The organism is Mesorhizobium sp. WSM3864, from assembly GCF_002294955.1.
Taxonomy (GTDB): domain Bacteria; phylum Pseudomonadota; class Alphaproteobacteria; order Rhizobiales; family Rhizobiaceae; genus Mesorhizobium.
In genome coordinates, this window is sequence record NZ_NSGD01000015.1 from 49,400 (window position 1) to 74,840 (window position 25,441).

Below are 25,441 nucleotides of genomic sequence, written 5' to 3' on the forward strand. Positions count from 1 at the left end.
TTTTTCGCGGCGTTCTCCACCGAGCCCGTCGCATGATCTCCTCCCCACGGCGTTCCAGTGTTTTTTCTCGAAACTGGTTCGACCAATTGGGCCTGACAGAAGCTCTACAGCAAATTCACAGTAACGGCAAGGAGACCGCCTATTGGGCTCAACTTATCAGTCAATGCTTTGATTTGAATAGATTAAGATGCCTTTCGGCAATCGTGCGGCTCGCATTCCAACTGTTTCTGGCCGCTTGACCAAACAGCCGTATTTGGTAATACCAGAATGCCGCTGCTTGTCGGCGCCGAGACGAACGGTCGAAGAGGCTGGCCCTCGCTTCAATCGGCGCTATGCTTGGTCCATGAAAACGAGAGAGGGAGGATGCCGATGCCGACGACGATGAAGGGGCCCGGCCTGTTTCTGGCGCAGTTCGCGGGCGACGCCGCGCCGTTCAATTCGCTGGCCTCGATCACCAAATGGGCGGCCGGGCTCGGCTACAAAGGCGTACAGATCCCGACCTGGGACGGACGCCTGTTCGACCTGAAAAAGGCGGCGTCGTCGAAAACCTATTGCGACGAGGTGAAGGGCATCTGCACTGAAGCCGGCGTCGAGATTACCGAGCTGTCGACGCACCTGCAGGGGCAATTGGTGGCGGTGCATCCAGCTTACGACGCGCAGTTCGACGGGTTTGCGCCGCCAGAGGTGCACAACAATCCGAAGGCTCGGCAGAAATGGGCGGTCGAGCAGATGGAATTCGGCGCCAAGGCATCGAAGAATCTCGGCCTCAAGGCGTCGGTGAGCTTCAGCGGCGCGCTCGCTTTCCCATACCTCTATCCGTGGCCGCAGCGGCCGCCTGGGCTGATCGAGGAGGCGTTTGCCGAGCTGGGCAAGCGCTGGAAGCCGATCCTCGACGTCTATGATGAGAACGGCGTCGATATCGGCTACGAGATCCATCCAGGCGAGGACGTATTCGACGGCGCGACCTTCGAGATGTTCCTCGACGCGGTAGGCGGCCACAAGCGCTGCAACATCAATTACGACCCGTCGCACTTTTTGTTGCAGCAGCTCGACTATCTCGAGTTCATCGACATCTACCACGAGCGGATCAAGGCCTTCCACGTCAAGGATGCCGAGTTCAACCCGACGGGGCGGCAAGGCGTCTATTCGGGCTATCAGGGCTGGGTGAACCGTGCCGGGCGTTTCCGTTCACTCGGCGACGGGCAGGTCGATTTCAGCGGCATTTTCTCCAAGCTCACCCAGTACAACTACGATTCCTGGGCGGTGCTGGAATGGGAATGCTGCCTCAAGCATCCCGAGGACGGCGCGGCCGAAGGCGCACCCTTCATCCAGCATCATATCATCCGGGTCACCGAAAGGGCCTTTGATGATTTCGCCGGCGGCACCAGCGACAAGAAGCTGCTGCGCGCGATGATGGGGATTTAGCACCTTTATCCTCCCCTCGAGGGGAGAGTGGCCCAAAGGGCCGGGCTGGGTCGGTTTATGCCGAGATCCACGCCCGGCGACCCCACCCGATCCGCTGTGCGGATCGACCTCCCCTCAAGGGGGAGCTAACCAACATGAGGGAGAACGAAAGCATGGTCGGCGCATCGAAATCGGAAACGGGAGGCGGCCCGATCCGCTACGGCATGGTCGGCGGCGGGCAGGGCGCTTTCATCGGCGCGGTGCACCGGATTGCGGCGCGCATGGACAGCGACTTCGTGCTGGTGGCCGGCGCGCTGTCGTCGGACCCGGCGCGCGCGAAGGCCTCGGCCGAAGAACTCGGGCTCGATCCGTCACGCAGCTACGGCTCCTATGCCGAGATGGCCAAGGCCGAAGCCAAACGCCCGGACGGCATCGAGGCAGTGGCGATCGTCACGCCCAACAATGTGCATGTGCCGGCGGCCAAAGCCTTCCTGGAGGCGGGTATCCACGTCATCTGCGACAAGCCGCTCGCGACCTCGCTCGCCGAGGCGAAGAAGCTTGCCGCACTGGTCGAGAAGGCTGGAAAGGTGTTCGTGCTCACCCACAACTACACAGCCTATCCGATGGTGCGGCAGGCGCGCGAGATGGTGGCCAAGGGCATGCTCGGCGACATCCGCATCGTGCAGTCGGAATATCCGCAGGACTGGCTGACCGAAGACCTAGCCGCGACCGGTCAGAAGCAGGCCTCATGGCGCTCCGACCCCAAGCAGGCCGGCGCCGGCGGCGCGCTCGGCGACATTGGCACGCACGCCTATAACCTCGCCCGCTTCGTCTCGGGGCTCGAGCTGGATTCCCTTTCGGCCGACCTCGACGCTTTCGTGCCGGGACGCCAGCTCGACGACAACGTCAATGTGCTGTTGCGCTTCAAGCCGGTCGGCAACAAGCATCCGGCCAAGGGCATGATCTGGGCGAGCCAGGTGGCGCCCGGCCACGAGAACGGGCTGAAGCTGCGCATCTACGGCTCGAAGGGCGGGCTCGAATGGGTGCAGGCCGACCCGAACTATCTCTGGTACACGCCCTTCGGCCAGCCGAAGCAGTTGCTGACCCGCGCCGGCGCCGGCGCGATGCCGGTAGCGGCGCGCGTCAGCCGCGTGCCCTCCGGCCATCCGGAGGGCTATCTCGAAGGCTTCGCCAATATCTACCAGGAGGCGGCCCGCGCCATCCGCGCGGCGCGCAAGAAAGGCGGCAAGCTTGCCAAGGATGTCGCTTTCCCGACGATCGCGGACGGCGTCGAAGGCATGGCCTTCATCGAGGCGTGCGTGAAGTCGTCGAAGAAGAACGGGGCGTGGACGAGGCTATAGAGGCGGGCTCGGCGACGGCGCGGGCCGGATGAGGGGAGTGCGGCCTGCTAGCGCAAGTGGTTGGCCGCAGAGGAGGGGTGTCGATGAAAATCGGCATGTGCATGTTCTTGTGGACGACGAGCGTCTCGAAAAAGCACGAGGCGCTGCTGAAGGACATCAAGGCAACCGGCTTCGACGGCGTCGAGATACCGGTCTTCGCGGGCGAACCGGATGACTACCAGAGGCTCGGCGAGATGCTCGATCGCATCGGACTGGAGCGCACCGCGGTCTCGGCCATGGGCGATCCGGCGATGAACCTGATCTCGCCCGATGCCGCGACGCGCAAGGCAGGCATCAACTACATGAAATGGGCGATCGACTGCAGCGCCGCGCTCGGCGCTGACAGGCTGAGCGGGCCGCTGCATTCTACGCTTGGCGCCTTTTCCGGCAGCGGGCCGACGGCGGCCGAGAGGAAGCGCTCGGTCACCTCGCAGCGGGCCATTGGCGATCATGCCGGCAAGAGGGGCGTCACCATCGGGCTTGAGGCGCTGAACCGCTTCGAGTGCTATCTGGTCAACACGATGGACGACCTGTCCGAGCATGTCGACGCGATCGACCGGCCGCACATCAAGGCGATGTACGACACTTTTCACGCCAATATCGAGGAGGCCGACCCGATCGGCGCCTATACGCGCAATCGTCGGAACATCGTCCACATCCATATTTCCGAAAACGACCGCGGCGTGCCGGGGCGCGGCAACATCCCGTGGAAGGAAACTTTCGCGGCGATCCGCAAGAGCGCCTATGACGATTGGCTGACCATCGAGTCCTTCGGCCGGTCACTGAAGGATCTGGCGGCTGCGACCAAGGTGTGGCGGGATTTTGCCGAAAGCCCTGAGGCGGTGTATCGCGAAGGGTACAGGCATATCAGGGATGGGTGGAAGGCTGCCGCTTAACGCCCTCTCCATTCGTCATCCACGGGCGGAGCGGGAGCGAAGCGGACGCCGAGACCCGAGGATCCATTCCGTGACGTCGACGCTCCGCCACGATGCAATTCTGCACCGGCTGCATTCTACGGCTTAGGGAACGGAATTACTGTGTTCATGCGAAGGCTGTTTTGTCTCGAATGATGGCATTGAGGACGACCAGGAGCTTCCTTGCAACGGCGATGATGGCCAGTTCTTGGACCCTGAGCGGGCTGCGAGGTTTGTGCGGCATCGAGACGATCGGTCTTGGCGCGCCGTCTTGTCGACTTCGCATAGTGGTGGGTGTGTGCCGGGTTGTGCGGCGAGAACGGCACGCCGGACTTGGCCAGCGCATGGCGCAACAACCGCTCATGGACGCCAGTCGCCTCCGACTAGCCTTCGACGTCGTCATCAAGGGCGACAACCCCTGAGGTCGTCATCCACGGGCGGGTCGGGCCTCCCTATCCGACCTCGATAACCGCTTTGATCAACCCGGATTTTTCGTGCGCCCAGCGCGCTAGATCGCGCGGCGTATCGGCAAGGGTCGTGCGGTGGGTGACGAGTTTCTCCAGCGGCACGGCGCCGTTGCGGATCGAGGCGGCGACATGGTCGAAGTCTGCTCTGAGCGCATTGCGGCTGCCGACCAGCGTCATCTCGCGCTTGTGAAACTCGGGATCGGAGAAGGTGATGTCGTCCTTGACGACGCTGACCAGCACCAGCGCTCCGCCATGCGCGACATGGGTGAAGGCGGACTGAACCGACTGCGTGTTGCCGGTGGCGTCGAACACAAGGTCGAAGCCTTCGCCGCGGGACGCCTGCCGCACCAGATCGGCAGCCGGCGCTTTCGAGCCGTCGAGTGCGGCAAAGCCGAGCTCGCTTTCGGCGAAATCGAGCCGTTCGGTGCTCATGTCGAGCAGGCTGACATCGAGGCCGGCGATGCGGGCGAACAGTGCCGTGCCAAGGCCGATCGGACCGGCGCCGATGACCAGCGTGCGCTGGCCGGGCGCACTCAGCGAGCGCCGCACGGCGTGTGCGCCGATGGCCAGGAATTCGACGGCGGCGGCATCGGCCAGCGATAGGCCATTTGCTGGATAAAGGTTTTGCGCCGGCACCAGGATCTCGTCGCACATGGCGCCGTCGCGATGGACGCCAAGCACCTCGATCTGCACGCAGCAGTTCGGCTTGCCGTGCCGGCAGGCAACGCATTTGCCGCAGGCGAGATAGGGGTTGATGATCACCGGCTCGCCGATGGCAAGCTCGACGCCTTCACCTCGCTCGACGACCGTGCCCGAGACCTCGTGGCCCATGATGCGCGGATAGGCGAGGAACGGGTGCTTGCCTTCGAAGATGTGATAGTCGGTGCCGCAGATGCCGACATGGCTGACTGCGATGCGCGCCCAGCCGGGCGGCGGCGCGCCGGGTTCGGCGCGGTCTTCGAGAACAAGGTCGCCAGGCGAGCGGCAGACGACGGCTTTCATGCGCTGATCCAGTGTTAGAAGGGACGTCGGCCCCGCTCGATCGGGGCCGGCGCGTCATTTCAGGAACGATTATTTGCCGCGACGGCGCAGGCCGTCGAAGTAGACGATGACGATGATCAGCAGGCCGGTGATGACGCGCTGCCAGAAGGTGTTGACGTTGAGCAGGTTGGCGCCGTTGTTGATCGTTGAAAGAATGAAGGACCCGATCAGCGGTCCATGCACCGAGCCGATGGCGCCGAACAGCGAGGTGCCGCCGATCACCGACGAGGCGATGGCCTGCAGCTCATAAGTGTCGCCCTGGGTCGGGTTGCCGATGCCGATGCGCGAGGCAAGCAGCACACCCACGAAAGCCGCGAGCAGGCCGGACAGGATATAGGCCATGAAGATGGTGCGCGGCACGTTCACGCCGGAAAGGCGCGCGGCCTCCGCATTGGAGCCGACCGAGAACAAATAGCGGCCCCAGCGCGTGTGGTGCAGGAACACATAGGACGGTATGGCGACCAGGATCACCATCCAGAACAGGTAGGGGATACCGAGCAGCGAGCCGCGCGAGAAGGCCTGGAAAGAGTCGCTGTTGATCGAGATCGAATTGCCGTTGGTCATCAAGAGACCGATGCCGCGCAGCGAGGTCATCGTGGCCAGGGTGATGATGAAGGGCGGCAGGCCCATCTTGACGATGCCGAAGCCGTGGAACAGGCCGATGGCGACGCCGGCGAGCAAGGTAATGAGCACAGCCGCCCAGATCGGCCAGCCGGCATTGATCAGAAGCGCCACGATGACGGTGGTGAAGCCGACCACGGCACCGACCGAGAGATCGATGCCGCCGGTGATGATGACGAAGGTCTGGCCGACCGCGAGGATGGCGATCAGCGAACCCTGACGCAAAAGATTGGTGATGTTGAGCGTCGTGGCGAAGGAGGGTGTGGCGACCGCCAGCACGATCCACATCAAAAGCAACAAGCCGAGCAGCGTCAGCCCGAACAGGGCGTTGTAGTTGCGCTTCGGCTTTTCGGCGGGGATCGCCTCGGTGCTCATTTTCGTCCTCCCGTCTTTTCTTGTTTCTCGGCCAGCGCTTGGCCCAAAATGTCCTCATGGCTGGCGGTGCGGAAGCCATGCGTGGCGACCAGCTTGCCGCGGCGGAACACATGCAGCGTGTCGGCGAGCTCGTAGACTTCCGGCAGGTAGGACGAGATCAGGATGATGCCGGCGCCCTTGGACAGAAGCGTCGAGAACAGCCGGTAAATCTCGGCCTTGGTACCGACATCGACGCCGACCGTCGGCTCGTCGAAGATGAACAGCTTGGCGCCATGCGCCAGCCATTTGCCGATGACGATCTTCTGCTGATTGCCGCCCGACAGGCTGGAGGCCAGCGCATGGCGCGTCGGCGTCTTGATCCTGAGATCGGCTATCTGGCGATCGGCCTCGGCCTTCTCGCGCGAGCCTGAGATCAGAAGATTGCTCGAGATGCGCTTGTAGATCGGCAGGTTGAGATTCGTGCCGACCGGCAGGTTGAGGCAGAGGCCTTGGTCGCGGCGGCTTTCGGGGGCGAGGGCCATGCCGAGCCTTATCGCGTCATGCTCGGAGTTGACTTGCACCTCCTTGCCTTGCCACAGGATCTGACCGGCCGACTTCCTGTGGCGGCCGTAAAGCGTGGTGACGAACTCGCTGCGGCCGGCTCCGATCAAGCCGTAAAGTCCGACGATCTCGCCCGCGCGGACAGTCACCGAGACGTTCTCGAAACCCTTGCCGGACAGATTCCGCGTCTCGACGATCGTCGCGCCCGGCGTGAAATGCTCCTTGTGGTAGATCTGCTCGATCGAGCGATTGATCATCAGTTTGACCAGTTCCGGCTCGCTGGTCTCGGCTATGTTGCGGGTGCCGACGAGGGTGCCGTCGCGCAGCACCGAAACGCGATCGGCAAGCTCGAACACCTCCTCCATGCGGTGGCTGATATAGATGATGGTGACACCTTCGCCCTTTAGCCGGCGGATCAGCTTGAACAGCTGGTCGGCCTCCTTGCGGGTGAGGTAGGCGGTCGGCTCGTCGAAGATGAGGAACTTTGTGCCGCGTACCGTGGCGCGGGCGGCGGCGATCAGCTGCTGCTGGCCGATGGTGAGGTCGCCCAGCATGACATGCGCGGGCAGATCGAAGCCGAGGCCGTCGATGATCTTCTGCGCTTCCTTCACCATGGCGCGCTGCTGCAAGAGACCGAAGCGGGAATTCTCCTCGCCGAGGAACATGTTGGCGGCGACGGTGAGGTGGCGGCAAAGCACGACCTCCTGGTGGACGGCATTGATGCCGAGCGCCATCGCCTCGTGCGGCGTGGCCAGCGCCTCGGGCTTACCTTCCCAGACGACTTCGCCGGAGGTGCGCGGCATGACGCCGGTTAAAAGCTTTATCAGCGTCGATTTGCCGGCGCCGTTCTCGCCGACGATGGCGTGGATCTCGCCCGACTTGAAGGCAAGGTCCACCGGCTTCAGCGCATGTGTGCCGGGATAGCGCTTTTCCAGGCCTTTCAACTCGAGGATGGTCCTGCCCGGTTTCAGCGTGGGGGGCGGGTGCAGTTCCTGCGCCGTCGACGTCATGACAATCCTCCCAGATTGATCCAACCGTTGGATACGCAGCGATGCGTCTGGCGCGCATCTAGAAGGCAGAGCCTAAAGCAAGCCGGCGGATTTCCAAACTGTCCGCGGCGATGTTTCCGGGGCGGCGAAGCCCCGGAAACGAATGTCGCGAAGATCAGTTGAGCTTCGGGTTGAGCAGCGCGTCGATCTTCGGATCCTTCATGTTGTCCTTGGTCACGAGATTGGCGCCGGTGTCGACATTGGCCTCGACCTTCTCGCCCTTCGAGGCGGCTAAGGCGGTCTTGATGCCGTCGTAGCCCATCCGGTACGGATCCTGGACGACGAGGCCGGAGATGACGCCGTCGTTGAGGAACTTGATCAGCTTCTCGTCGCTGTCGAAACCGATCAGCGCCACCTTGCCGGCGAGGTTGTTCTCGGCGATCGCCTGGCCAACGCCCTGCGCCATGATCAGGTTCGATGCGAAGATGCCCTTGAGGTCCGGATTGGCGGTGATCAGGTCGGTCGCGATGTTGAGGCCGGTGGTGGCCTGACCGTCGGCATATTTGTCGGCGACCAGTTCGAGGCCGGGATATTTCGCCTTGAGCTGTTCCTTGAAGCCTTGCGCACGCTGCTCGAGCGAGCCGGCGCCGGGCAGCGCGGTGATCAGCGCAACCTTGCCCTCGACTTTGCCGCCATTGGCGGCGCCGATCGCGGCAGCGAGACCGTCAGCGGCGACACGGCCGCCCTGGACGTTGTCGGTGGTGAGGAAGGAGGTGAAGGCCTTGGATTCGGCGCTGGAGTCGATGCCGATGACCTTGACCTTGGTCGCCGCCTCGTCGATCGGCTTGCCGAGCGCCTTGGCCTCGGTCGGCGCGATCACGATCGCGGCCGGATTGCCGGCGACGGCGTTCTCGAGGATCGAGATCTGACCGTTGACGTCGGTTTCGGCCTGGGCGCCAAGCTCCGGCACGTTGATGCCGAGATCCTTGCCGGCCTTGCGGGCGCCGGCCAGCACGATCTGCCAGTAGAAAGAAGTGGTGTCCTTGACGATGATCGGGATGGTCACGTCGGCCGCCGAGGCGGGTGCCGAATGCATCGCACCGGCGAGCATCGAGGCGGCGGCCAAAGCCACGAAGGCGCGGCGGTTGAGAAGGCTGGTTACGAATTTCATTAGGTTCCTCCCTAAGGTCGCCCGGTGAAGGTTCGGAAGCTCCATCTGGATAGGCGCGAGCCAAACAGAACTTTATCAATAAAAAACATTTGCCGGATTTTGATAGTGCATTGCCCTGATCGATGCAAGCGGTGTCTCATGCCGTTTGCGTGATGGCGTGGCAGCTGATCGGTCTGCCGGCTCCTCCGCATCTCAGCCAAGCTGCTGGACGATCGTATAAGGATCGTATTTGGCAAATTCCGCCGCCGCCACCTTGACATCCAGCAGTTCGAGATTGCGCGTCAGATTCGCGGGCTTGGCGGTGCCGGTCAGCACCGAGGCAACGACAGGCTCGTGCAGAGGGAATTGGAACGCGGCAGCGGCCAGCGGATAGCCACCTCCGATGGCGATGCGCTCCATTGCGCTGACGCGGTCGAGAATATCCCTGCTCGCCGGCAGATAATCGAAATGCGCGCCATGCACCGGTCCCGTCGCCAATATGCCCGAGTTGAAGACGCCGCCGATGATCAGCGAGGTCCGCCGCTCGCGGCAAAGCGGCAGCAGGTCGGCCTCGGCGCTGCGATCAAGCAGCGAATAGCGGCTGGCGAGCAGGATGCAGTCGAGCGGCGCGCGGCGAAGCACGTCGAGGCAGATCTGGACCTCGTTTACGCCAAGGCCGTAGGCGGAAATCGTGCCGGACGATTTCAGCTCCTCCAGCGCCTTCAGCCCGCCGTCCATCAGCTGACGGAAATGCAGCTTCGTCTTCTCGACGCCATGCGTGTAGGCGCCGATGTCGTGGACGAACAGGATGTCGATCTTGTTGAGGCCGAGCCGCGCGTAGGAAAAATCCACTGAGCGCATGATGCCGTCATAGGAATAGTCGTAGTCGAGCGCGAAGGGCAGCGGATCGACATAGGAGTGATCGGGAACCTGGTCCTCCGGCACCGGCCGGAACAGGCGACCGACCTTGGTCGAGAGCACATAGGAGGAGCGCGGCTTCTCACGCAGGAAATCGCCTGTGCGCCGCTCCGACAGGCCGAAGCCGTAGAAGGGCGCGGTGTCGAAGTAACGCAGCCCGCCGTCCCAGGCCGCCTGCAGCGTTTCCATTGCGGGCTCGCGCGGACAGGCGCGATAAAGGCCGCCGATGGCGGCGCCGCCGAAGCTGACTTCGGTGACTTCGAGCGCGGTCGTGCCGATCCGGCGTTTGTTCATCAAAGCCTCCCTTTGCCGTTCGACCGGCGGTCGTTTCGACTATTTAGAGCGTCGCGCCGAGATGCCAGGGCACGAACTCGTTGTCGCCGTAGCCGAACGCCTCGCTCTTGGTCTTGCGTCCGGACGCCGTCTCGATGATCAGCTCGAAGATCTCGCGGCCCATGCCGGCGATCGTCTTCTCGCCGGAAGCGATGACACCGCAATTGACGTCCATGTCCTCTTCCATCTGGTGGTACATGGTCGAGTTCGTGGCGACCTTGATCGACGGCGTCGGACGGCAGCCGAAGCAGGAGCCGCGGCCGGTGGTGAAGACGATGACATTGGCGCCGCCGGCCACCTGGCCGGTGGCCGAGACCGGATCGTAGCCGGGCGTGTCCATGAACACCAAGCCGCTGCCGCTGACCTTCTCGGCGTAACCGAAGACGCCGTTGAGCGGCGTCTGACCGCCCTTGGCAACAGCACCCAGCGACTTCTCCAGGATCGTGGTCAGGCCGCCGCGCTTGTTGCCCGGCGAGGGATTGTTGTCGATCGAGGCGCCGTGCTTGGCTGTATGGTCCTCCCACCATTTCACAAAGCCATCGAGCTTGGCGGCGATCTCGGGCGAGGCGGCGCGATAGGCAAGCAGATGCTCGGCGCCGTAGATCTCGGTCGTCTCGGACAGGATGCCGATGCCGCCGCAGCCGGCCAGGATATCGACCGCCGCCCCCAGCGCCGGGTTGGCGGTGATGCCGGACATGCCGTCCGAGCCGCCGCATTGCAGGCCGACGACGATCTCGCTGACCGGGATTGGTTCGCGCTGCAACTGGCCGACTTCCTCGGCGATCTCGGCCAGCACGCCCATTGCCCGCTCGACGGATTTGCGCGAGCCGCCGGCCTCCTGGATGTTGAAGTGCCGCTTTCCCGCCGCGACGCCCTTTTGGCCGTAAAGGGTGAGCTGGTTGACCTCGCAACCCAGGCCGACCATCAGCACGCCGCCGAAATTCGGGTGGCGGGCATAGCCGGCCAGCGTGCGGTGCAGCACCATCATGCCGTCGCCGGTGGCGCTCATGCCGCAGCCCTGCCCGTGGACGATCGGTACGAAACCGTCGATGCCGGGATATTTCGGCAAAAGCGTGCGATTGGCCTCGTCGGCGATCGCATGGCAGACGGTGGACGAGCAATTGACGCTGGCGATGATGCCGATGAAGTTGCGCGTTCCGGCGCGACCATCGGCGCGGCGATAGCCCATGAAGGTGCGCTTGCGGTCCGCTTCGGTGGCGTGCTCGGCCTCGCTCGGCGGCACCACAGGCAAGCGGCCGCTCTCGAACACCAGATTATGCGAGTGGACGTGCTCGCCCGGCGCGATGGCTTGAGTGGCGCGGCCGATCGCCTGCGCATATTTCACCACCGCTTCGCCCGCCGCGATCGGCTTGATCGCGACCTTGTGCCCTGGGTCGATCGCCGCCACCGCAACCGCGCCGCCGGGCAGCGCCGCACCGATCTCGATGCGGCCATTGGCGACCGCGACATTATCGGCGGGGGAAAGAAGAATGGTGCTTGCGGCGTTCACGGGCGGCTGTCCTGGGTAAACCTGGGAGTATGGGCGGATTGACATGCGCCCGTTTGAAGATAATGTCTTTTATCGTGAAAAAACATTTTTGCGTCAATTGTTTTTTCATCGCGCGCCGAGCGCCCTTGGGTGCGTGGCCGCCCGTTAGATAAAGCCGGCGAAATTCGTTCCGCATTTCGGAGGCTTGCGCTAGGAACACCGATCATATTGCGCTTCCGGCCGGCCGCCGCAAGCGTTGGGGATACGGGGCATGTCGAAGAGCAACAACGTCTATAAGGACGCCTTCAACCGCGGACTGCGGCTGCTCGACGAAACCAGGAGCCTGCCGTCCGAGCCCGAGCTCGGAACGCTGCTCGGCGTCAGCCGCACCACGGTGCGCAGCATTCTTTCGCGCATGGAAGAAACCGGGCTGATCGCCTGGAACAAGCGCAACAAAACGGTGCTGCGGGCGCCGAAGGCGGAAGATTTCTTCCCCGAGGAAGAGACCGACTCGCTGGCCGAGATCATCGAGCGCTCCTTCATGCGCCGGCTGCTCGCCGGCGGCGCGGAAGCAGGCATGCAGATCAACGAGCTCGAGCTGGCGCGCGAGATCGGCGTCGGCACCACCAGCGTGCGCGAATTCCTGATCCGCTTCTCGCGCTTCGGTTTGATCGAGAAGCGGCGCAACAGCCACTGGGTGCTCAAGGGCTTCACCCGCGCCTTCGCGCTTGAGCTGACTGAGATCCGCGAGATGTTCGAGCTGCGTTCGGCGGCTGCCTTCGTCGCGCTGCCGCAGGAAAGCGCGGTCTGGGCCGATCTTGACCGGCTGGAGATCGAACATCGCCAACTGGCGAGCGAGATCGCGACGCGCTTCAACGAATTCTCCGAGCTCGATGAGCGCTTCCACCGGCTGATCCACCGCGCCTCGCACAACCGCTTCATCGTCGATTTCTACGATGTGATCGCGATGATCTTCCACTACCACTACCAATGGAACAAGGCGCAGGAACGCGAGCGCAACGAGGTCGCGGTCCAAGAGCATCTCGCCTATATCGCGGCGCTGAAATCGCGCGATCCCGCCAAGGTGGACGCCGCCTGCCGCAAGCATCTGAAGTCGGCGCGCCAGACGCTGTTGAGCTCCATTCCGGAAGGGCGGCAGGTGCAGCCCGCCTGATCAGGCGCGTCGCGCCGCGTTGCCGCAGCACGGTTTTGACGATTTTCCGGCCGCCGCCCCCATGCTAGGCTCAGTCGAATTGCTGGAAAGAGGCAGGTCATTTGGATATCCGGCTGAGACGATGGAGCATGCCGGCCGCGTTCGTCGCGGCGCTGCTGCTGTTGCTTCAGTCGGCGCTTGGCGCCTTCGCCTTTGGCGCGCCTTCAAAGCTCGATGCCTTCGGCAACGTCATCTGCACGCATGACGGGGCAGTCAAGCTTCCGGGCGGCGATCCGCACCGGCAGCACATGCCGGCCTGCTGCCTGGCTGGCTGCAGCATGGTTTCGCCGGCGCATCTGCCGCCGCCGGATACCGGCGCGCCCGCCAGGGTGCTGGTGTTCGACGCGGTCGCTTTCCCGCCTTTGGCCTTCCGGCATCTCGATTTTGCCCGCGACCGCTCTCCGGCCAATCCGCGCGCGCCGCCGGCCGCAGTCTGACAAAAACCCGCGAAACCTTTCGCGGGCGCATTCATCCAAGATCAGACTGCTCGCGGCCGGATCACGGCGCGATCTCATACTCATGGAGCAACCCATGTCCAATCTTCTTCCCGCCGCGCGAGCGCAAGCTCGTCCGCGCGGTTTTGAACGGCTCGGCCTTGCCGTGTTCGCTCTTCTCCTGTTCGCATGCGTTCCCGGCGCCCAGGCGCATGAATTCAAGGCCGGTGACCTGGAGGTCGGGCACCCGTGGTCGCGCGCAACGCCGCCGGGCGCCAAGGTGGCCGGCGGCTATTTCACCGTCACCAACAAGGGCGGCTCGCCCGACCGGCTGCTGTCGATTTCCTCCGACATCTCCGACAAGGCCGAATTGCATGAGATGAGTGTCAAGGACGGCGTCATGACCATGCGGCCGGTGAGCGGCGGGCTCGTGATCCCGGCCGGCGGCAAGGTCGCACTGAAGCCGGGTGCCTATCACCTGATGTTCATCGGCCTGAAGCGACAGCCCAAGCAGGGCGAGAAATTCCCGGCCACGCTGACCTTCGAGAAGGCCGGCAGCGTCAAAGTCGAGTTCGCCGTCGAGGGCATGGGCGAGACGGGCGGCATGGACGATCACGCCGAGTGATCATTTCGAAATTAGAGGGACAATTCATGAAGAAGTATCTTTTGGCGGTGGGCGCGGTTCTGGCGCTCGGAACAAACGCCGCGCTTGCGCACATCACGCTCGAAACTCAGGAAGCGGCCGTCGGCTCGACCTATAAGGCCGTGCTGCGCGTGCCGCATGGCTGCGAGGGCAAGGCGACGACCGCGGTGCGCGTGCAGATTCCGGAAGGCGTCATTTCGGTCAAGCCGATGCCAAAGCCCGGCTGGACGCTGCAGACCAAGAAAGGCCGATACGAGAAATCCTACCAGCTCTATGGCGAGACGCTGACCACCGGCGTCAAGGAAGTCGACTGGAGCGGCGGCAACCTGCCGGACGATTTCTATGACGAGTTCATTTTCCGTGCTTCGCTCGCCGCCGATCTTCCGGCCGGCCAGATGCTCTATTTCCCGGTGGTCCAGGAATGCGGCGATGCCGCCGATCGCTGGATCGAGATTCCGGCGGCGGGACAGGATGAGGATGCGCTGGAAAATCCGGCGCCGGGCATCAAATTGCTGCCGAAGAAATGATCTCTTGACTGCGCGTCCCATTCGGGCGCGCCGTCCCTTCTCGAAAGACCGCATGAACGCAGCAACTTTCCCAATCCGCCCGAGGGGCATGCGCATCGGGCCAGTCGCCAGCGGCCTGGTCGCGGCTTTCGTGCTCGTGCTGCTGCTGGTGCTTCCCGGCCGCGCATTCGCGCATGCCGCGTTGGTCGCGACCGATCCGCCCGATGGTGCGGTGCTGTCTCAGAGTCCCGCGCGGTTTTCGCTGACCTTCAGCGAGCCGGTTTCGCCCCTGGTGCTCACTCTGGTGCGGCCGGACGGCACGCAACTTTCGCTGACCTCCTTCCGGCTCAACGATCAGACCGTCGAGATCGATAATCCGGAGACGCTCAAATCCGGCACGCATGTGCTGAGCTGGCGGGTGATTTCGGAGGACGGCCATCCGGTCGGCGGCTCGGAGCTGTTTTCCGTCGGCGCGCCGAGTGCTGCGCCGGCAGCGGGCGAAGCCGTCGATTTGTTGCTGCGCACGGCAATCTGGATCGGCAAGCTCCTTCTCTATGCCGGGCTGTTCCTCGGCGCCGGCGGCGCCTTCGCGCTCGCCTGGCTCGCTGGAGACTGTCGCTGCGGCCAGGGTTTCGTTATCGGCGCTCTTCTGTGTGGACTGGCCGCCGCCCCGTTCTCGCTCGGCTTTCAGGGGTTGGACGCGCTCGGCGCGCCGCTCGCCCGGTTTGCGGCGCCCATCGTGTGGGAGACCGCGCTTGCCACCAGCTTCGGCTGGACGGTGCTTGCCGCCCTGATTGCACTCGGCCTTGCCTTGCTGTCCCTCGTCGGACCGCGCGCTCTTGGCAAGCTGCTTGCGCTCGCCGGGCTCGTCAGTGTGGGCACGGCGCTTGCGGCAAGCGGCCACGCCAGCGCCGCCGAGCCGCAATGGCTGACGCGGCCGCTGGTTTTCCTGCATGGCACAGCCATCGCCTTCTGGACCGGCGCGCTCGCGCCGCTCGGCCTTGCGTTGCGCTATCAGCCGGCGGAGGCCAAAATCTTCTTGCGCCGGTTTTCGCGCGCGATCCTGCCCGTGGTTTTCGTGCTTGCGATAAGCGGCATCGTGCTGGCGATCATCCAAGTGCGCGAACCGGCAGCGCTCATCAACACCGCCTATGGCCGCCTGCTGCTGCTGAAACTGGCCCTGCTTTTGTTCCTGTTCACCCTTGCCTCCGTGAACCGATGGACGCTGACCGCGCCGGCCGAAACGGGCGACACGGAAGTGCAGCGGCGGCTGGTGCGTTCGATCGGCATCGAGACGCTGATCGTGCTTGCCATCTTCGGCGTCGCCGCCGGCTGGCGCTTCACGCCGCCGCCACGCGCGCTGGCGATCGCCGCAGCGCAGCCGGCCTCGATCCACATCCACACCCTGCAGGCGATGGCCGATCTCAGCATCACGCCGGGCCATGCCGGCCAGGTTGCCGCCACGATGGTGATCATGACCGGCGATTTCGGTCCGATGGATGCCAAGCAGGTGACCCTGGTGCTGTCGAAGCCGGATTCCGGCATCGAGCCGATCAAACGGCCGGCGACGAAACGCGGCGACGGCACCTGGCGCGTCGACGATCTCATCATCCCGTTGCCCGGCCGCTGGAACGCCCGGCTCGACATCCTGGTTTCCGATTTCGAGATGGTGAAGATTGAAGCGCCAATTGATATCAGAGCCGACTGACCTAGACCGCGACACAATTCGGCGAGGCGGTTGACGCCGTCGCGAAGGCCCGTCAATCATCCGTCCAAAACGCGGCCTCAACAAAATCCGAAAGCAGGGAAGAAACGATGGAAAAAGCCGAAATCGGCCTGATCGGCCTTGGCACGATGGGCTCCAACCTTGCGCTCAACATCGCCGAGCATGGGCACCGCATCGCCGTCTTCAACCGCACGCCGTCGCGCACCGACGCCTTCGTCGAGAGCGCAGGGGCGCTCAGGGACATGGTCGTGCCCTGCTACAGCCTGAAGGAACTCGCCGCAGCGATCCGGCCGCCTCGTCCGATCATCATCATGGTGCTGGCAGGCAAGCCGGTCGACGAGCAGATCGAGGCGCTGCGCGGCGTCCTCTCCGACAACGACATCGTCATCGATGCCGGCAATGCCAATTTCCGCGACACGATGCGGCGCTTCTCCGAGCTGTCGGGCTCCGGCCTGACCTTTATCGGCATGGGCGTGTCGGGCGGCGAGGAGGGCGCGCGCCACGGGCCGTCGATCATGGTCGGGGGCACGGAAGACTCCTGGAAGCGCGTCGAGAGGGTGCTGACGGCGATTTCCGCCAAGTTCAAGGACGAGCCTTGCGCCGCCTGGCTCGGCACCGACGGCGCCGGCCATTTCGTCAAAACCATCCACAACGGCATCGAATATGCCGACATGCAGATGATCGCCGAGATCTACGGCATCCTGCGCGACGGTCTCGGCATGGAGCCGAAGGAGATCGGCAAGGTCTTCGACGGCTGGAACCAGGGTCGGCTCAACTCCTACCTCATCGAGATCACCGCCAAGGTTCTCGCAGCCGACGATCCCAAGACCGGCAAGCCGGTGGTCGACGTCATCCTCGATCGCGCCGGCCAGAAGGGCACCGGCAAATGGTCGGTCATCGAAGCGCAGCAGCTCGGCATTCCGGCGACGGCCATCGAGGCTGCCGTCGCGGCGCGCGTGCTGTCGTCGATCAAGGACGAACGGCAGGCGGCGGAAAAGGCCTACGGCAATATAGGCGTCGAGAAGATTTCCGGCGACAAGGCGGCGCTGCTGAAGGATCTCGAGCTGGCGCTGTTTGCCGGCAAGATCGCGGCTTACGCGCAGGGTTTTGGTGTGATGAGCGGCGCCTCAAAGGAATTCAACTGGAACCTGCCGATGCCGACCATCGCCAAGATATGGCGTGCCGGCTGCATCATCCGCTCGCAGATGCTGGACACAATGGCGGAGGCCTTTGGGTCAGGCGGCGCTTCGACCAATCTCCTGATGGCGCCGGCCTTCATCGCCATGATGAAGGAAGCCCATCCGTCGCTCAGGCGCATGGTGGCCAGGGCCTCCGAGGCCGGCTCACCGGTGCCGGCGCTGTCCTCGGCGCTCGCCTATTTCGACAGCTACCGCCAGGGCCGCGGCACCTCGAACCTGATCCAGGCGCAGCGCGATTTCTTCGGCGCGCACGGCTTCGAGCGCATCGGCGAGGAGGGGGCGTTCCATGGGCCGTGGGGAAGCGGCGCCGCCTAGAGTCAGGTTAGGCCAGCGTGCAGAGGGCGGCTTCCTGCGCTCCCGGTCCTACTCAAGCACGCTTCCGGTTCTCGGAAGCCGCCGACTCAGCCTGACCTGACTCTCAAGTCGCGCCAGTCAACCCCGATAGGGCAGGACCTCGCTCGGTTTGCTCAGTGATTGCAGCGAGCCAGGTTCCTTGCCGCCGATCCAGCCGAGCACGGCGCGGGCAAGCTCGGAGCCGGCGAGCCGGAAATTCTCGTTCACGACCAGCAGTTCGCGCCGGAACAAATGCAGCAGTTCCGAGGACTGTTTCGACACCACGTCGACATCGCGGCCGAGTTTCAGGCCGGCGTCCTCGATGCCTGCAACAACGGCGAGCGTAGCGGCGGCGGCGCTGCTGACGATGCCGTCCGGACGGCTCTCGCGGCGCATGAGCTGCGCGGTTCGCATCCTGATCTGCTCGATCGTGTGGTCGATGGAGACGGTGTTGAACGGCACCTCGCTGGCGCCGACCTCGCTCAGCGCATCGGCAAAACCGTTCACCGTGTGGTCGTAATAGGTGAGGCCGACCGGCGGCGTCACCAGAGCCAGCCGGCGCCGGCCCATGCCGGCGAGATGGCGGACCGCCTCGCCGGCGAAAGCATAGTTGTCGAAGTCGTGATAGGGATGCACCAGCCCCATGTCGGTGCGGCCATGCGTGGCAAATGGGATGCCGTGTTCCAGCATATAGCGGGCGCGCGGGTCGTTGGGCTGCGTGCGTGAAATGATGACGCCGTCGGCCGAGCCCGTCTCCACCAGATAGCGGACCGGATCCAGCGGGTCCTGGGAGCGCGAATAGGGCGTGACGATCAGGTGATAGGGCGTGTCGGCGATCACCTCGGTGACGCCGTAGATGATGTCCGAGACGAAGCTCATCAGCTCGTGCTCGGTGTTGAGCACCAGGCTGATAACGTTGGTCTTGCCGGTCCTCAGCCTCACGCCGGCGCGGTTCGGGCGATAGCCGATCTGCTTGGCGACGAGCTGCACGCGCCGCCTGGTCTCGGCGCCGATCTCAGGCGCGTCCTTCAGCGCGCGCGAGACGGTGGTGACGCCGAGCCCGGTCATGAAGGCAAGCGTCTTCAGCGTCGGCCGTCCCTTAGCCGACGTGTCGTCGTCCTTCTCGGTTGCTCGTCTGTCCATTCGTCCCGCCCATCAGGCGCATAGCAGCCGCGAAGCCGGCCGGCAATCGCGCCCATCCATTTGCGCGGCCTTCAGCCCGTGACACGGTGCAATATACTGAAACGTTACAGATGCCAACGCCCGTGATCATCGGGCAGGTCGCACTCGTTGTGGTCAGCGCCACAGGGGTGGGCTGAAAGCTGCTGAAATCATAACACAAATCTCGATTTAGCTCTGCTTTTTTGTATCGATTGGCCGCACCAGCGACTCCCCGACAGGCCCTTTGGAGAGGATTTTGTTCGTGCCCCGAAGAAATCTCATGCCGTCCCATTCGAGGGGTTGCCTATATTGGGCATTTGCCGTATCGAAAATCTGTAACGTTTCAGATTCTGGGAGGAACCGAAATGCGATACAAATTCCTGACCGCCGCGTTCGCCGCGACGGCCGCGCTGAACTTCGCCGGACCGGCGGCCGCGACCGATCTCGAAGTCACCCATTGGTGGACTTCGGGCGGCGAGGCGGCGGCAGTGGCCGAACTGGCCAAGGCGTTCGACGCGACCGGCAATCACTGGGTCGACGGCGCCATCGCCGGTTCCGGCGGCACGGCGCGGCCGATCATGATCAGCCGCATCACCGGCGGCGATCCGATGGGCGCCACCCAGTTCAACCACGGCCGGCAGGCGGAGGAGCTCGTCCAGGCCGGGCTGATGCGCGACCTCACCGATCTCGCCACCAAGGAAAAGTGGACGGAAATCGTGCGGCCGAAGAGCCTGCTCGACTCGTGCACCATCGGCGGCAAGATCTATTGCGTGCCGGTCAACATCCATTCCTGGCAGTGGCTGTGGCTGTCGAACGAAGCCTTCCAGAAGGCCGGCGTGCCAATGCCGAAGGACTGGAATGAATTCGTGGCGGCTGCGCCGGCGCTGGAAAAAGCCGGCATCATCCCGCTCGCCGTCGGCGGGCAGCCCTGGCAGGCGTCCGGCGCCTTCGACGTGCTGCTTGCCGCCGTCGGCGGCACCGACGCCTTCCTCAAGGTCTACAGGGACAAGGACGCCAAATTCGCAGGCGGTCCCGAGATCGCCAAGGTGTTCAAGGCCGCCGACGACGCCCGTAAGATGGCCAAGAACACCAATGTGCAGGACTGGAACCAGGCGACCAATCTGGTCATCACCGGCAAGGCCGGCGGCCAGATCATGGGCGACTGGGCGCAGGGCGAGTTCCAGGTCGCCGGCAAGACCGCCGGCAAAGACTACACCTGCCTGCCCGGTCTCGGCCTGAACGAGGTCATCGCCACCGGCGGCGACGCGTTCTACTTCCCGCTGCTCAAGGATGCCGACAAGGCCAAGGCTCAGGAAGTTCTGGCCGAGACGCTGCTCGACCCGAAGACCCAGGTCGCCTTCAATCTCAAGAAGGGCTCGCTTCCGGTGCGCGGCGACGTCGACCTCAACACGGCTAACGACTGCATGAAGAAGGGCCTCGCCATCCTCGCCAAAGGCGCGGTGATCCCGTGGACGGACCAGCTCTTGTCGCAGGACAGCCAGAAGCAGAAGGAGGATCTGTTCTCCGAATTCTTCGCCAAGCCCGACATGACGCTCGAAGAGGCGCAGAAGCGCTTCGCCGACATCATCGCGTCGGCAGACTGATCAACGGCGCCCCCGCCAGCTCCCGGCCCCCGCCTATCCGGGGTCGGGAGCGTGATGCCCTGATTGTCCCAGCCCGGCTGCCGAGATGAGCAACAGCGAACGCCCCAACCAGCTTTTACGCAACCTCAACGCCAAGGTCGCATCAATCCCGATGATCCTGACCGCGCTGGTCGTCTTCGTCGGCGGCACGGCCTGGACGGTGCTCTATTCCTTCACCAATTCGAAGCTCTTGCCGCGGCTGAACTTCGTCGGCCTCGACCAATATTACCGGCTATGGGCGACGCCGCGCTGGCTGGTGTCGATCGAGAACCTTTTGATCTACGGCGTGATCTCGCTGTTGTTCTCGCTGGTGATCGGCTTCATCCTCGCGGCATTGCTCGATCAGAAGATCCGCTTCGAGGACACGTTTCGCACGATCTTCCTCTATCCTTTCGCACTTTCTTTCATCGTCACCGGGCTGGTCTGGCAGTGGCTGCTCAATCCCGATTTCGGCATCCAGCGCGTCGTGCGCGACCTCGGCTGGACGAGCTTCAGCTTCGATCCGCTCTACAATTCCAGCATCGTCATCTACGGCATTTCGATCGCGGCGCTCTGGCAAGGCACGGGACTGATCATGTGCCTGATGCTCGCCGGCCTGCGCGGCATCGACGAGGACATCTGGAAGGCCGCACGGGTTGACGGCATACCGATGTGGAAGACCTATCTCTTCATCATCATCCCGATGATGCGGCCGGTCTTTATCACCACCTTGGTGATCATCGCCGCCGGCATCGTCAAGGTCTACGACCTTGTGGTGGCGCAGACCAGCGGCGGTCCGGGCATCGCTTCCGAAGTGCCGGCGAAATACGTCTACGACTACATGTTCTTCGCCCAGAATCTCGGCCAGGGTTTTGCCGCCTCGACCATGATGCTGCTCTCGGTGGTGATCGTCATCGTGCCATGGGCCTACCTCGAATTCGGAGGCAAGAAGCATGGCTGAAGCTGCTGCCTCCATGTCCAGTGACGCTCTTCGGCGCGAAGCCTCGTCGCGCGATGCATCGGGGCCGAGCGGAACGAAGCCGCGGCACGCGCTCTCGCGCCGCAACATCTTCCTCTACGGCACGCTGATCGTCGTGGCGCTCTATTACCTGCTGCCGCTCTACGTGATGATCGTCACATCGCTGAAGGGCATGCCGGAAATCCGCCTCGGCAACATCTTCTCGCCGCCGCTGGAGATCACCTTCGAGCCGTGGGTCAAGGCGTGGTCGCAGGCCTGCACCGGGCTCAATTGCGACGGGCTGTCGCGCGGCTTCTGGAACTCGGTGCGCATCACCGTGCCGTCGGTGCTGCTGTCGATCGCGATCGCTTCGGTCAACGGCTATGCCTTGGCCAACTGGCGCTTCAAGGGCGCCGACACCTTCTTCATCATCCTGATCGTCGGCGCCTTCATTCCCTATCAGGTGATGATCTACCCGATCGTCATCATCCTGCGCGAGATCGGCATCTACGGCACGCTGACCGGCCTGGTGATCGTGCATTCGATTTTCGGCATGCCGATCCTGACGCTGCTGTTCCGCAACTATTTCACGTCCATGCCGGAGGAACTGTTCCGCGCCGCGCGCGTCGACGGCGCAGGTTTCTGGGGCATCTATCTACGCATCATGCTGCCGATGTCGCTGCCGATCTTCGTCGTCGCCATCATCCTGCAGGTGACAGGCATCTGGAACGACTTCCTGTTCGGCGTCGTCTACACCCGCCCCGACACCTATCCGATGACGGTGCAGCTCAACAACATCGTCAACTCGGTACAGGGCGTGAAGGAGTACAACGTCAACATGGCCGCGACCATCCTGACCGGCCTTGTGCCGCTCATCGTCTACTTCGTTTCCGGCAAGCTCTTCGTGCGCGGCATCGCCGCCGGCGCGGTGAAAGGATGATGATGGCAGCAGCGATCGCCAATCCCAGCGTTTCGATCCAGGACCTGTCGCTGAATTTCGGCGTCATGTCGGTGCTGAAGACGCTCAATCTCGACGTCGCCGAGGGCGAGTTCATCGTGCTGCTCGGACCATCCGGCTGCGGCAAGTCGACCTTGCTCAACTGCATCGCCGGCCTGCTCGACATCTCCGAGGGCCGCATCTTCATCAAGGGCAAGAATGTCACCTGGGAGGAGCCGAAGGATCGCGGCATCGGCATGGTGTTCCAGTCCTACGCGCTCTACCCGCAGATGACGGTGGAGAAGAACCTTTCCTTCGGCCTGCGCGTCGCCGGCGTGCCCAAGGACGAGATCGCCAAACGCATCGCGCGCGCGGCGGAGATCCTGCAGGTCGAACCACTGTTGCAGAGGAAGCCGTCGGCGCTTTCCGGAGGCCAGCGGCAGCGCGTGGCGATCGGGCGGGCACTGGTGCGCGACGTCGACGTCTTCCTGTTCGACGAGCCGCTCTCCAACCTCGACGCCAAGCTGCGATCGGAATTGCGCGTCGAGATCAAGCTTTTGCACCGCAGGCTGCAGAACACGATGATCTACGTCACCCACGACCAGATCGAGGCGATGACGCTGGCCGACCGTATCGCGGTGATGAAGGGCGGCGTCATCCAGCAGCTCGATGCGCCCCAGACGATCTACAATCGCCCGGTCAACCGCTTCGTCGCCGGCTTCCTCGGCTCGCCGGCGATGAATTTTATCAAGGGACACCTGGAAGCAAGCGACGCGCTGGTGTTCAAGGCCGACGGTGTTTCGGTGCCGCTCGGCCGTTATCAGTTCGACAACGAAAGCGGGCGCGCCGCCAAACCCTGCGTGTTCGGCATCCGACCGGAGCATATCGCTTTTGGCGAAGCGGCGAGGGCCATGCCGTTCACCGCCGAGTCCACTGTCGAGATTGTCGATCCGATGGGCTCCGACACGCTGGTGTGGACGAAGCTCGGCGGCCAGATCCTCTCCTTCCGCGTCGAAGCCGACAAGACGCTGCGCAGCGGCGATGCGATCCGCATCGGCTTCGATCCGGCGCGCGCCTCGCTGTTCGACGCCGAGACCGACAGCAGGCTCTAACCTCCCACCACAACCTCCCGGAACCATCAAACAGAACGGACAGACAGATGAACTGGTCATTCCAACTTTATAGTGCCCGCAACTTCCAGCCATGGGACGGCGTGCTGAAAATGCTCGGCGAACTGGGCTACAAAGAAGTCGAAGGTTTCGGCGGCGTCTATGACGATCCCAAGGCTTTCCGCGCCGAGCTCGACAAAAACGGGCTCGCCATGCCGACCGGGCATTTCTCGATCGATGCGCTGGAGAAGGATTTCGACGGCGTGCGCAGGATTGCCGATGCGCTCGGCATCTCGCTGCTCATCTGCCCCTACCTGATGCCCGATGCGCGGCCGGGCGACGCCGCCGGCTGGCGCGGCTTCGGCGAGCGGCTTGCCAAGGTGGGCGACACCGCGAAGAAGGCCGGCTACGGCTTTGCCTGGCACAACCATGATTTCGAGTTCAAGCCGCTCGCCGATGGCTCGCTGCCGCAGGAGCACATCCTGTCCGCCGCGCCCGACATCGGCTGGGAGATGGACGTCGCCTGGGTGGTGCGCGGCGGCGCCGATCCGCTGCCCTGGATCGAAAAGCACGGCAAGCGCATCAGTGCCGTCCACGTCAAGGACATGGCGAAGCCGGGGGAGGGGCTGGACGAGGACGGCTGGTCGGATGTCGGCCACGGCACCATCGACTGGGCCGGCCTGATCAAGACGTTGCGCGCGAAAAGCGCGACGAAGTACTTCGTCATGGAGCAGGACAACCCCAACGACATCGAGCGCTTCGCCCGTCGCTCGATCCAATCCGTCAAGAATTTCTAGGACATACCATCATGGCAAACAAACTTGGCGTAGGCGTCGTCGGCTGCGGCAACATCTCGAAGGCGTATTTCTCGCTGGCGCCGCTCTTCCGCGGCATCGAGATGCGCGCCTGCGCGGACATCAACATGGACGCGGCGAAGATGCGGGCGAAGGAGTTCAAGCTCCGCGCCGAGACGGTCAACGACCTTCTCAAAGATGACGGCATCGACATCGTCGTTAATCTCACCATTCCGGCCGTGCACTATGACGTGTCGAAGGCGGTGCTCGACGCCGGCAAGCACGTCTATTCGGAAAAACCCTTCGTGCTGTCGGTCAAGGAAGGACTGGATCTCAAGAAGCGGGCGGAGAAGAAGGGGCTTCGCATCGGCTCGGCGCCCGACACGTTCTTCGGCGGCGCGCATCAGCTGGCGCGCGATCTGATCGACAGCGGCAAGCTTGGCAAGATCACCAGCGGCACCTGCCACGTGATGGGCCATGGCATGGAACACTGGCACCCCAATCCCGACTTCTTCTTCCAGCCGGGCGCCGGTCCGGTGCTCGACATCGGCCCGTACTATGTCACCAACCTGATCCAGCTGATCGGGCCGGTGAAGCAGGTCGCGGCTTTCGCGGCGACGCCGGCCAAGGAGCGCACCATCAGCTCCAAACCGCGCGCGGGCGAAAAAATCCCGGTCAACACGCCGACCACCATCCATGCGCTGCTGGAATTCGCGAATGGCGCGGTGGTGACACTCAACACCTCGTGGGACGTGTGGAGCCACGGCCATGCGCCGATGGAGCTCTACGGCGAGGCGGGCACCGTCTTTGTGCCGGACCCGAATTTCTTCGGCGGCGAAGTCCGCTTCACCGATGCGACCAAGCCGGTGAAGAAGCTTCCCAAGTGGGATCATCCGTTCGGCGTGCCCAATGAGATGCACAGCCAAGGCATGATGGCCAACTACCGCACGGCAGGTCTTGCCGACATGGCGATCGCGATCGGCGAAGGGCGGCCGCACCGCTGCTCGATGGAGCTTGCGCTGCATGCCGTCGATGTCATGACCGGCGTCCTGCGCTCCGGCGAAAGCGGCAAGTTCGTCGCCATGCAGACGACCTGCGAGCGGCCGGCGGCGCTCGGCATCAAGGAAGCGAAGGCGCTGCTGGCGAAGAAAAAGTAGGTGGCAAC

The 25,441-nt window shown here is 63.7% G+C and carries 22 protein-coding genes; 15 read left to right on the forward strand and 7 right to left on the reverse strand.

Going from position 1 to position 25,441, the window contains the following annotated elements; genetic code table 11:
* Positions 1–369: 369 nt before the first annotated feature.
* The 3 genes from CK215_RS24155 (at position 370) to CK215_RS24165 (ending at position 3,700) form a co-directional block, all read left to right on the forward strand.
* Positions 370–1,425 carry a sugar phosphate isomerase/epimerase gene (locus CK215_RS24155; protein WP_095832454.1) on the forward strand — a complete coding sequence of 352 codons (1,056 nt, stop codon included), beginning with the start codon at positions 370–372 and terminating at the stop codon, positions 1,423–1,425.
* Between the two features lie 152 nt (positions 1,426–1,577).
* A complete protein-coding gene (locus CK215_RS24160) occupies positions 1,578–2,765 on the forward strand; it encodes a Gfo/Idh/MocA family oxidoreductase (protein WP_095832455.1) in 1,188 nt (395 codons plus the stop codon).
* Between the two features lie 83 nt (positions 2,766–2,848).
* Positions 2,849–3,700 carry a sugar phosphate isomerase/epimerase gene (locus tag CK215_RS24165; protein WP_095832424.1) on the forward strand — a complete coding sequence of 284 codons (852 nt, stop codon included), beginning with the start codon at positions 2,849–2,851 and terminating at the stop codon, positions 3,698–3,700.
* Between the two features lie 470 nt (positions 3,701–4,170).
* Here CK215_RS24165 and CK215_RS24175 read toward each other — a convergent pair whose 3' ends face one another.
* The 6 genes from CK215_RS24175 to CK215_RS24200 all read right to left on the reverse strand — a co-directional run bounded on the left by CK215_RS24175 (position 4,171) and on the right by CK215_RS24200 (position 11,662).
* Complete coding sequence (locus CK215_RS24175; protein ID WP_095832425.1) at positions 4,171–5,187, reverse strand: zinc-binding alcohol dehydrogenase family protein; 1,017 nt, start codon at positions 5,185–5,187, stop codon at positions 4,171–4,173.
* A 69-nt stretch (positions 5,188–5,256) separates the two neighbouring features.
* A complete protein-coding gene (locus CK215_RS24180; RefSeq protein ID WP_095832426.1) occupies positions 5,257–6,222 on the reverse strand; it encodes an ABC transporter permease in 966 nt (321 codons plus the stop codon).
* Positions 6,219–7,772: a sugar ABC transporter ATP-binding protein gene (locus CK215_RS24185; RefSeq protein ID WP_067004134.1), complete on the reverse strand. Its 1,554-nt coding sequence runs from the start codon at positions 7,770–7,772 to the stop codon at positions 6,219–6,221. Before CK215_RS24185 ends, CK215_RS24180 begins: the two co-directional genes overlap by 4 nt.
* Before the next feature lie 154 nt (positions 7,773–7,926).
* Positions 7,927–8,922 (reverse strand): ABC transporter substrate-binding protein, encoded by a 996-nt coding sequence (locus CK215_RS24190; protein ID WP_067004132.1) that lies wholly within the window; start codon positions 8,920–8,922, stop codon positions 7,927–7,929.
* 192 nt (positions 8,923–9,114) lie between these two features.
* Positions 9,115–10,113 carry an aldo/keto reductase gene (locus CK215_RS24195; protein ID WP_095832427.1) on the reverse strand — a complete coding sequence of 333 codons (999 nt, stop codon included), beginning with the start codon at positions 10,111–10,113 and terminating at the stop codon, positions 9,115–9,117.
* 43 nt (positions 10,114–10,156) lie between these two features.
* Complete coding sequence (locus tag CK215_RS24200; protein WP_067004128.1) at positions 10,157–11,662, reverse strand: altronate dehydratase family protein; 1,506 nt, start codon at positions 11,660–11,662, stop codon at positions 10,157–10,159.
* A 250-nt stretch (positions 11,663–11,912) separates the two neighbouring features.
* On the opposite strand from CK215_RS24200, the gene CK215_RS24205 reads away from it, so the two are divergent.
* The 6 genes from CK215_RS24205 (at position 11,913) to gndA (ending at position 17,677) form a co-directional block, all read left to right on the forward strand.
* On the forward strand, positions 11,913–12,815 hold the full coding sequence (locus tag CK215_RS24205; protein ID WP_095780099.1) for a GntR family transcriptional regulator: 903 nt from the start codon (positions 11,913–11,915) through the stop codon (positions 12,813–12,815).
* 128 nt (positions 12,816–12,943) lie between these two features.
* Positions 12,944–13,291 (forward strand): hypothetical protein, encoded by a 348-nt coding sequence (locus tag CK215_RS24210; RefSeq protein ID WP_095780098.1) that lies wholly within the window; start codon positions 12,944–12,946, stop codon positions 13,289–13,291.
* A 94-nt stretch (positions 13,292–13,385) separates the two neighbouring features.
* A complete protein-coding gene (locus CK215_RS24215; RefSeq protein WP_095832428.1) occupies positions 13,386–13,913 on the forward strand; it encodes a copper chaperone PCu(A)C in 528 nt (175 codons plus the stop codon).
* A gap of 26 nt (positions 13,914–13,939) precedes the next feature.
* The gene (locus CK215_RS24220; protein ID WP_095783552.1) at positions 13,940–14,458 is read left to right on the forward strand and encodes a YcnI family protein; all 519 of its coding nucleotides are present in this window, start codon (positions 13,940–13,942) and stop codon (positions 14,456–14,458) included.
* Positions 14,459–14,510: 52 nt separating this feature from the next.
* Entirely contained in the window at positions 14,511–16,145 is a 1,635-nt protein-coding gene (locus tag CK215_RS24225) for a copper resistance CopC/CopD family protein (protein WP_095832429.1), read from the forward strand.
* Between the two features lie 107 nt (positions 16,146–16,252).
* Entirely contained in the window at positions 16,253–17,677 is a 1,425-nt protein-coding gene (gndA, locus tag CK215_RS24230; protein WP_095832430.1) for an NADP-dependent phosphogluconate dehydrogenase, read from the forward strand.
* A gap of 117 nt (positions 17,678–17,794) precedes the next feature.
* On the opposite strand, the gene CK215_RS24235 is transcribed toward gndA, so the two are convergent.
* Positions 17,795–18,838, reverse strand: coding sequence for a LacI family transcriptional regulator (locus CK215_RS24235; protein ID WP_095832431.1), 1,044 nt, complete (start codon positions 18,836–18,838; stop codon positions 17,795–17,797).
* A gap of 383 nt (positions 18,839–19,221) precedes the next feature.
* Here CK215_RS24235 and CK215_RS24240 point away from each other — a divergent pair, with 383 nt between their 5' ends.
* The 6 genes from CK215_RS24240 to CK215_RS24265 all read left to right on the forward strand — a co-directional run bounded on the left by CK215_RS24240 (position 19,222) and on the right by CK215_RS24265 (position 25,433).
* The gene (locus CK215_RS24240) at positions 19,222–20,460 is read left to right on the forward strand and encodes an ABC transporter substrate-binding protein (protein ID WP_067318935.1); all 1,239 of its coding nucleotides are present in this window, start codon (positions 19,222–19,224) and stop codon (positions 20,458–20,460) included.
* Positions 20,461–20,545: 85 nt separating this feature from the next.
* Positions 20,546–21,439, forward strand: coding sequence for a sugar ABC transporter permease (locus CK215_RS24245; RefSeq protein WP_067004111.1), 894 nt, complete (start codon positions 20,546–20,548; stop codon positions 21,437–21,439).
* A 13-nt stretch (positions 21,440–21,452) separates the two neighbouring features.
* Positions 21,453–22,376: a carbohydrate ABC transporter permease gene (locus tag CK215_RS24250; RefSeq protein ID WP_095783605.1), complete on the forward strand. Its 924-nt coding sequence runs from the start codon at positions 21,453–21,455 to the stop codon at positions 22,374–22,376.
* Positions 22,376–23,485, forward strand: a complete 1,110-nt coding sequence (locus tag CK215_RS24255; protein ID WP_095832456.1) for an ABC transporter ATP-binding protein — start codon at positions 22,376–22,378, stop codon at positions 23,483–23,485. The genes CK215_RS24250 and CK215_RS24255 overlap by 1 nt, the downstream gene beginning before the upstream one ends.
* A 47-nt stretch (positions 23,486–23,532) precedes the next feature.
* Positions 23,533–24,279 carry a sugar phosphate isomerase/epimerase gene (locus CK215_RS24260; protein WP_095832432.1) on the forward strand — a complete coding sequence of 249 codons (747 nt, stop codon included), beginning with the start codon at positions 23,533–23,535 and terminating at the stop codon, positions 24,277–24,279.
* A gap of 11 nt (positions 24,280–24,290) precedes the next feature.
* Positions 24,291–25,433: a Gfo/Idh/MocA family oxidoreductase gene (locus CK215_RS24265; protein WP_095832433.1), complete on the forward strand. Its 1,143-nt coding sequence runs from the start codon at positions 24,291–24,293 to the stop codon at positions 25,431–25,433.
* Positions 25,434–25,441: the final 8 nt, after the last annotated feature.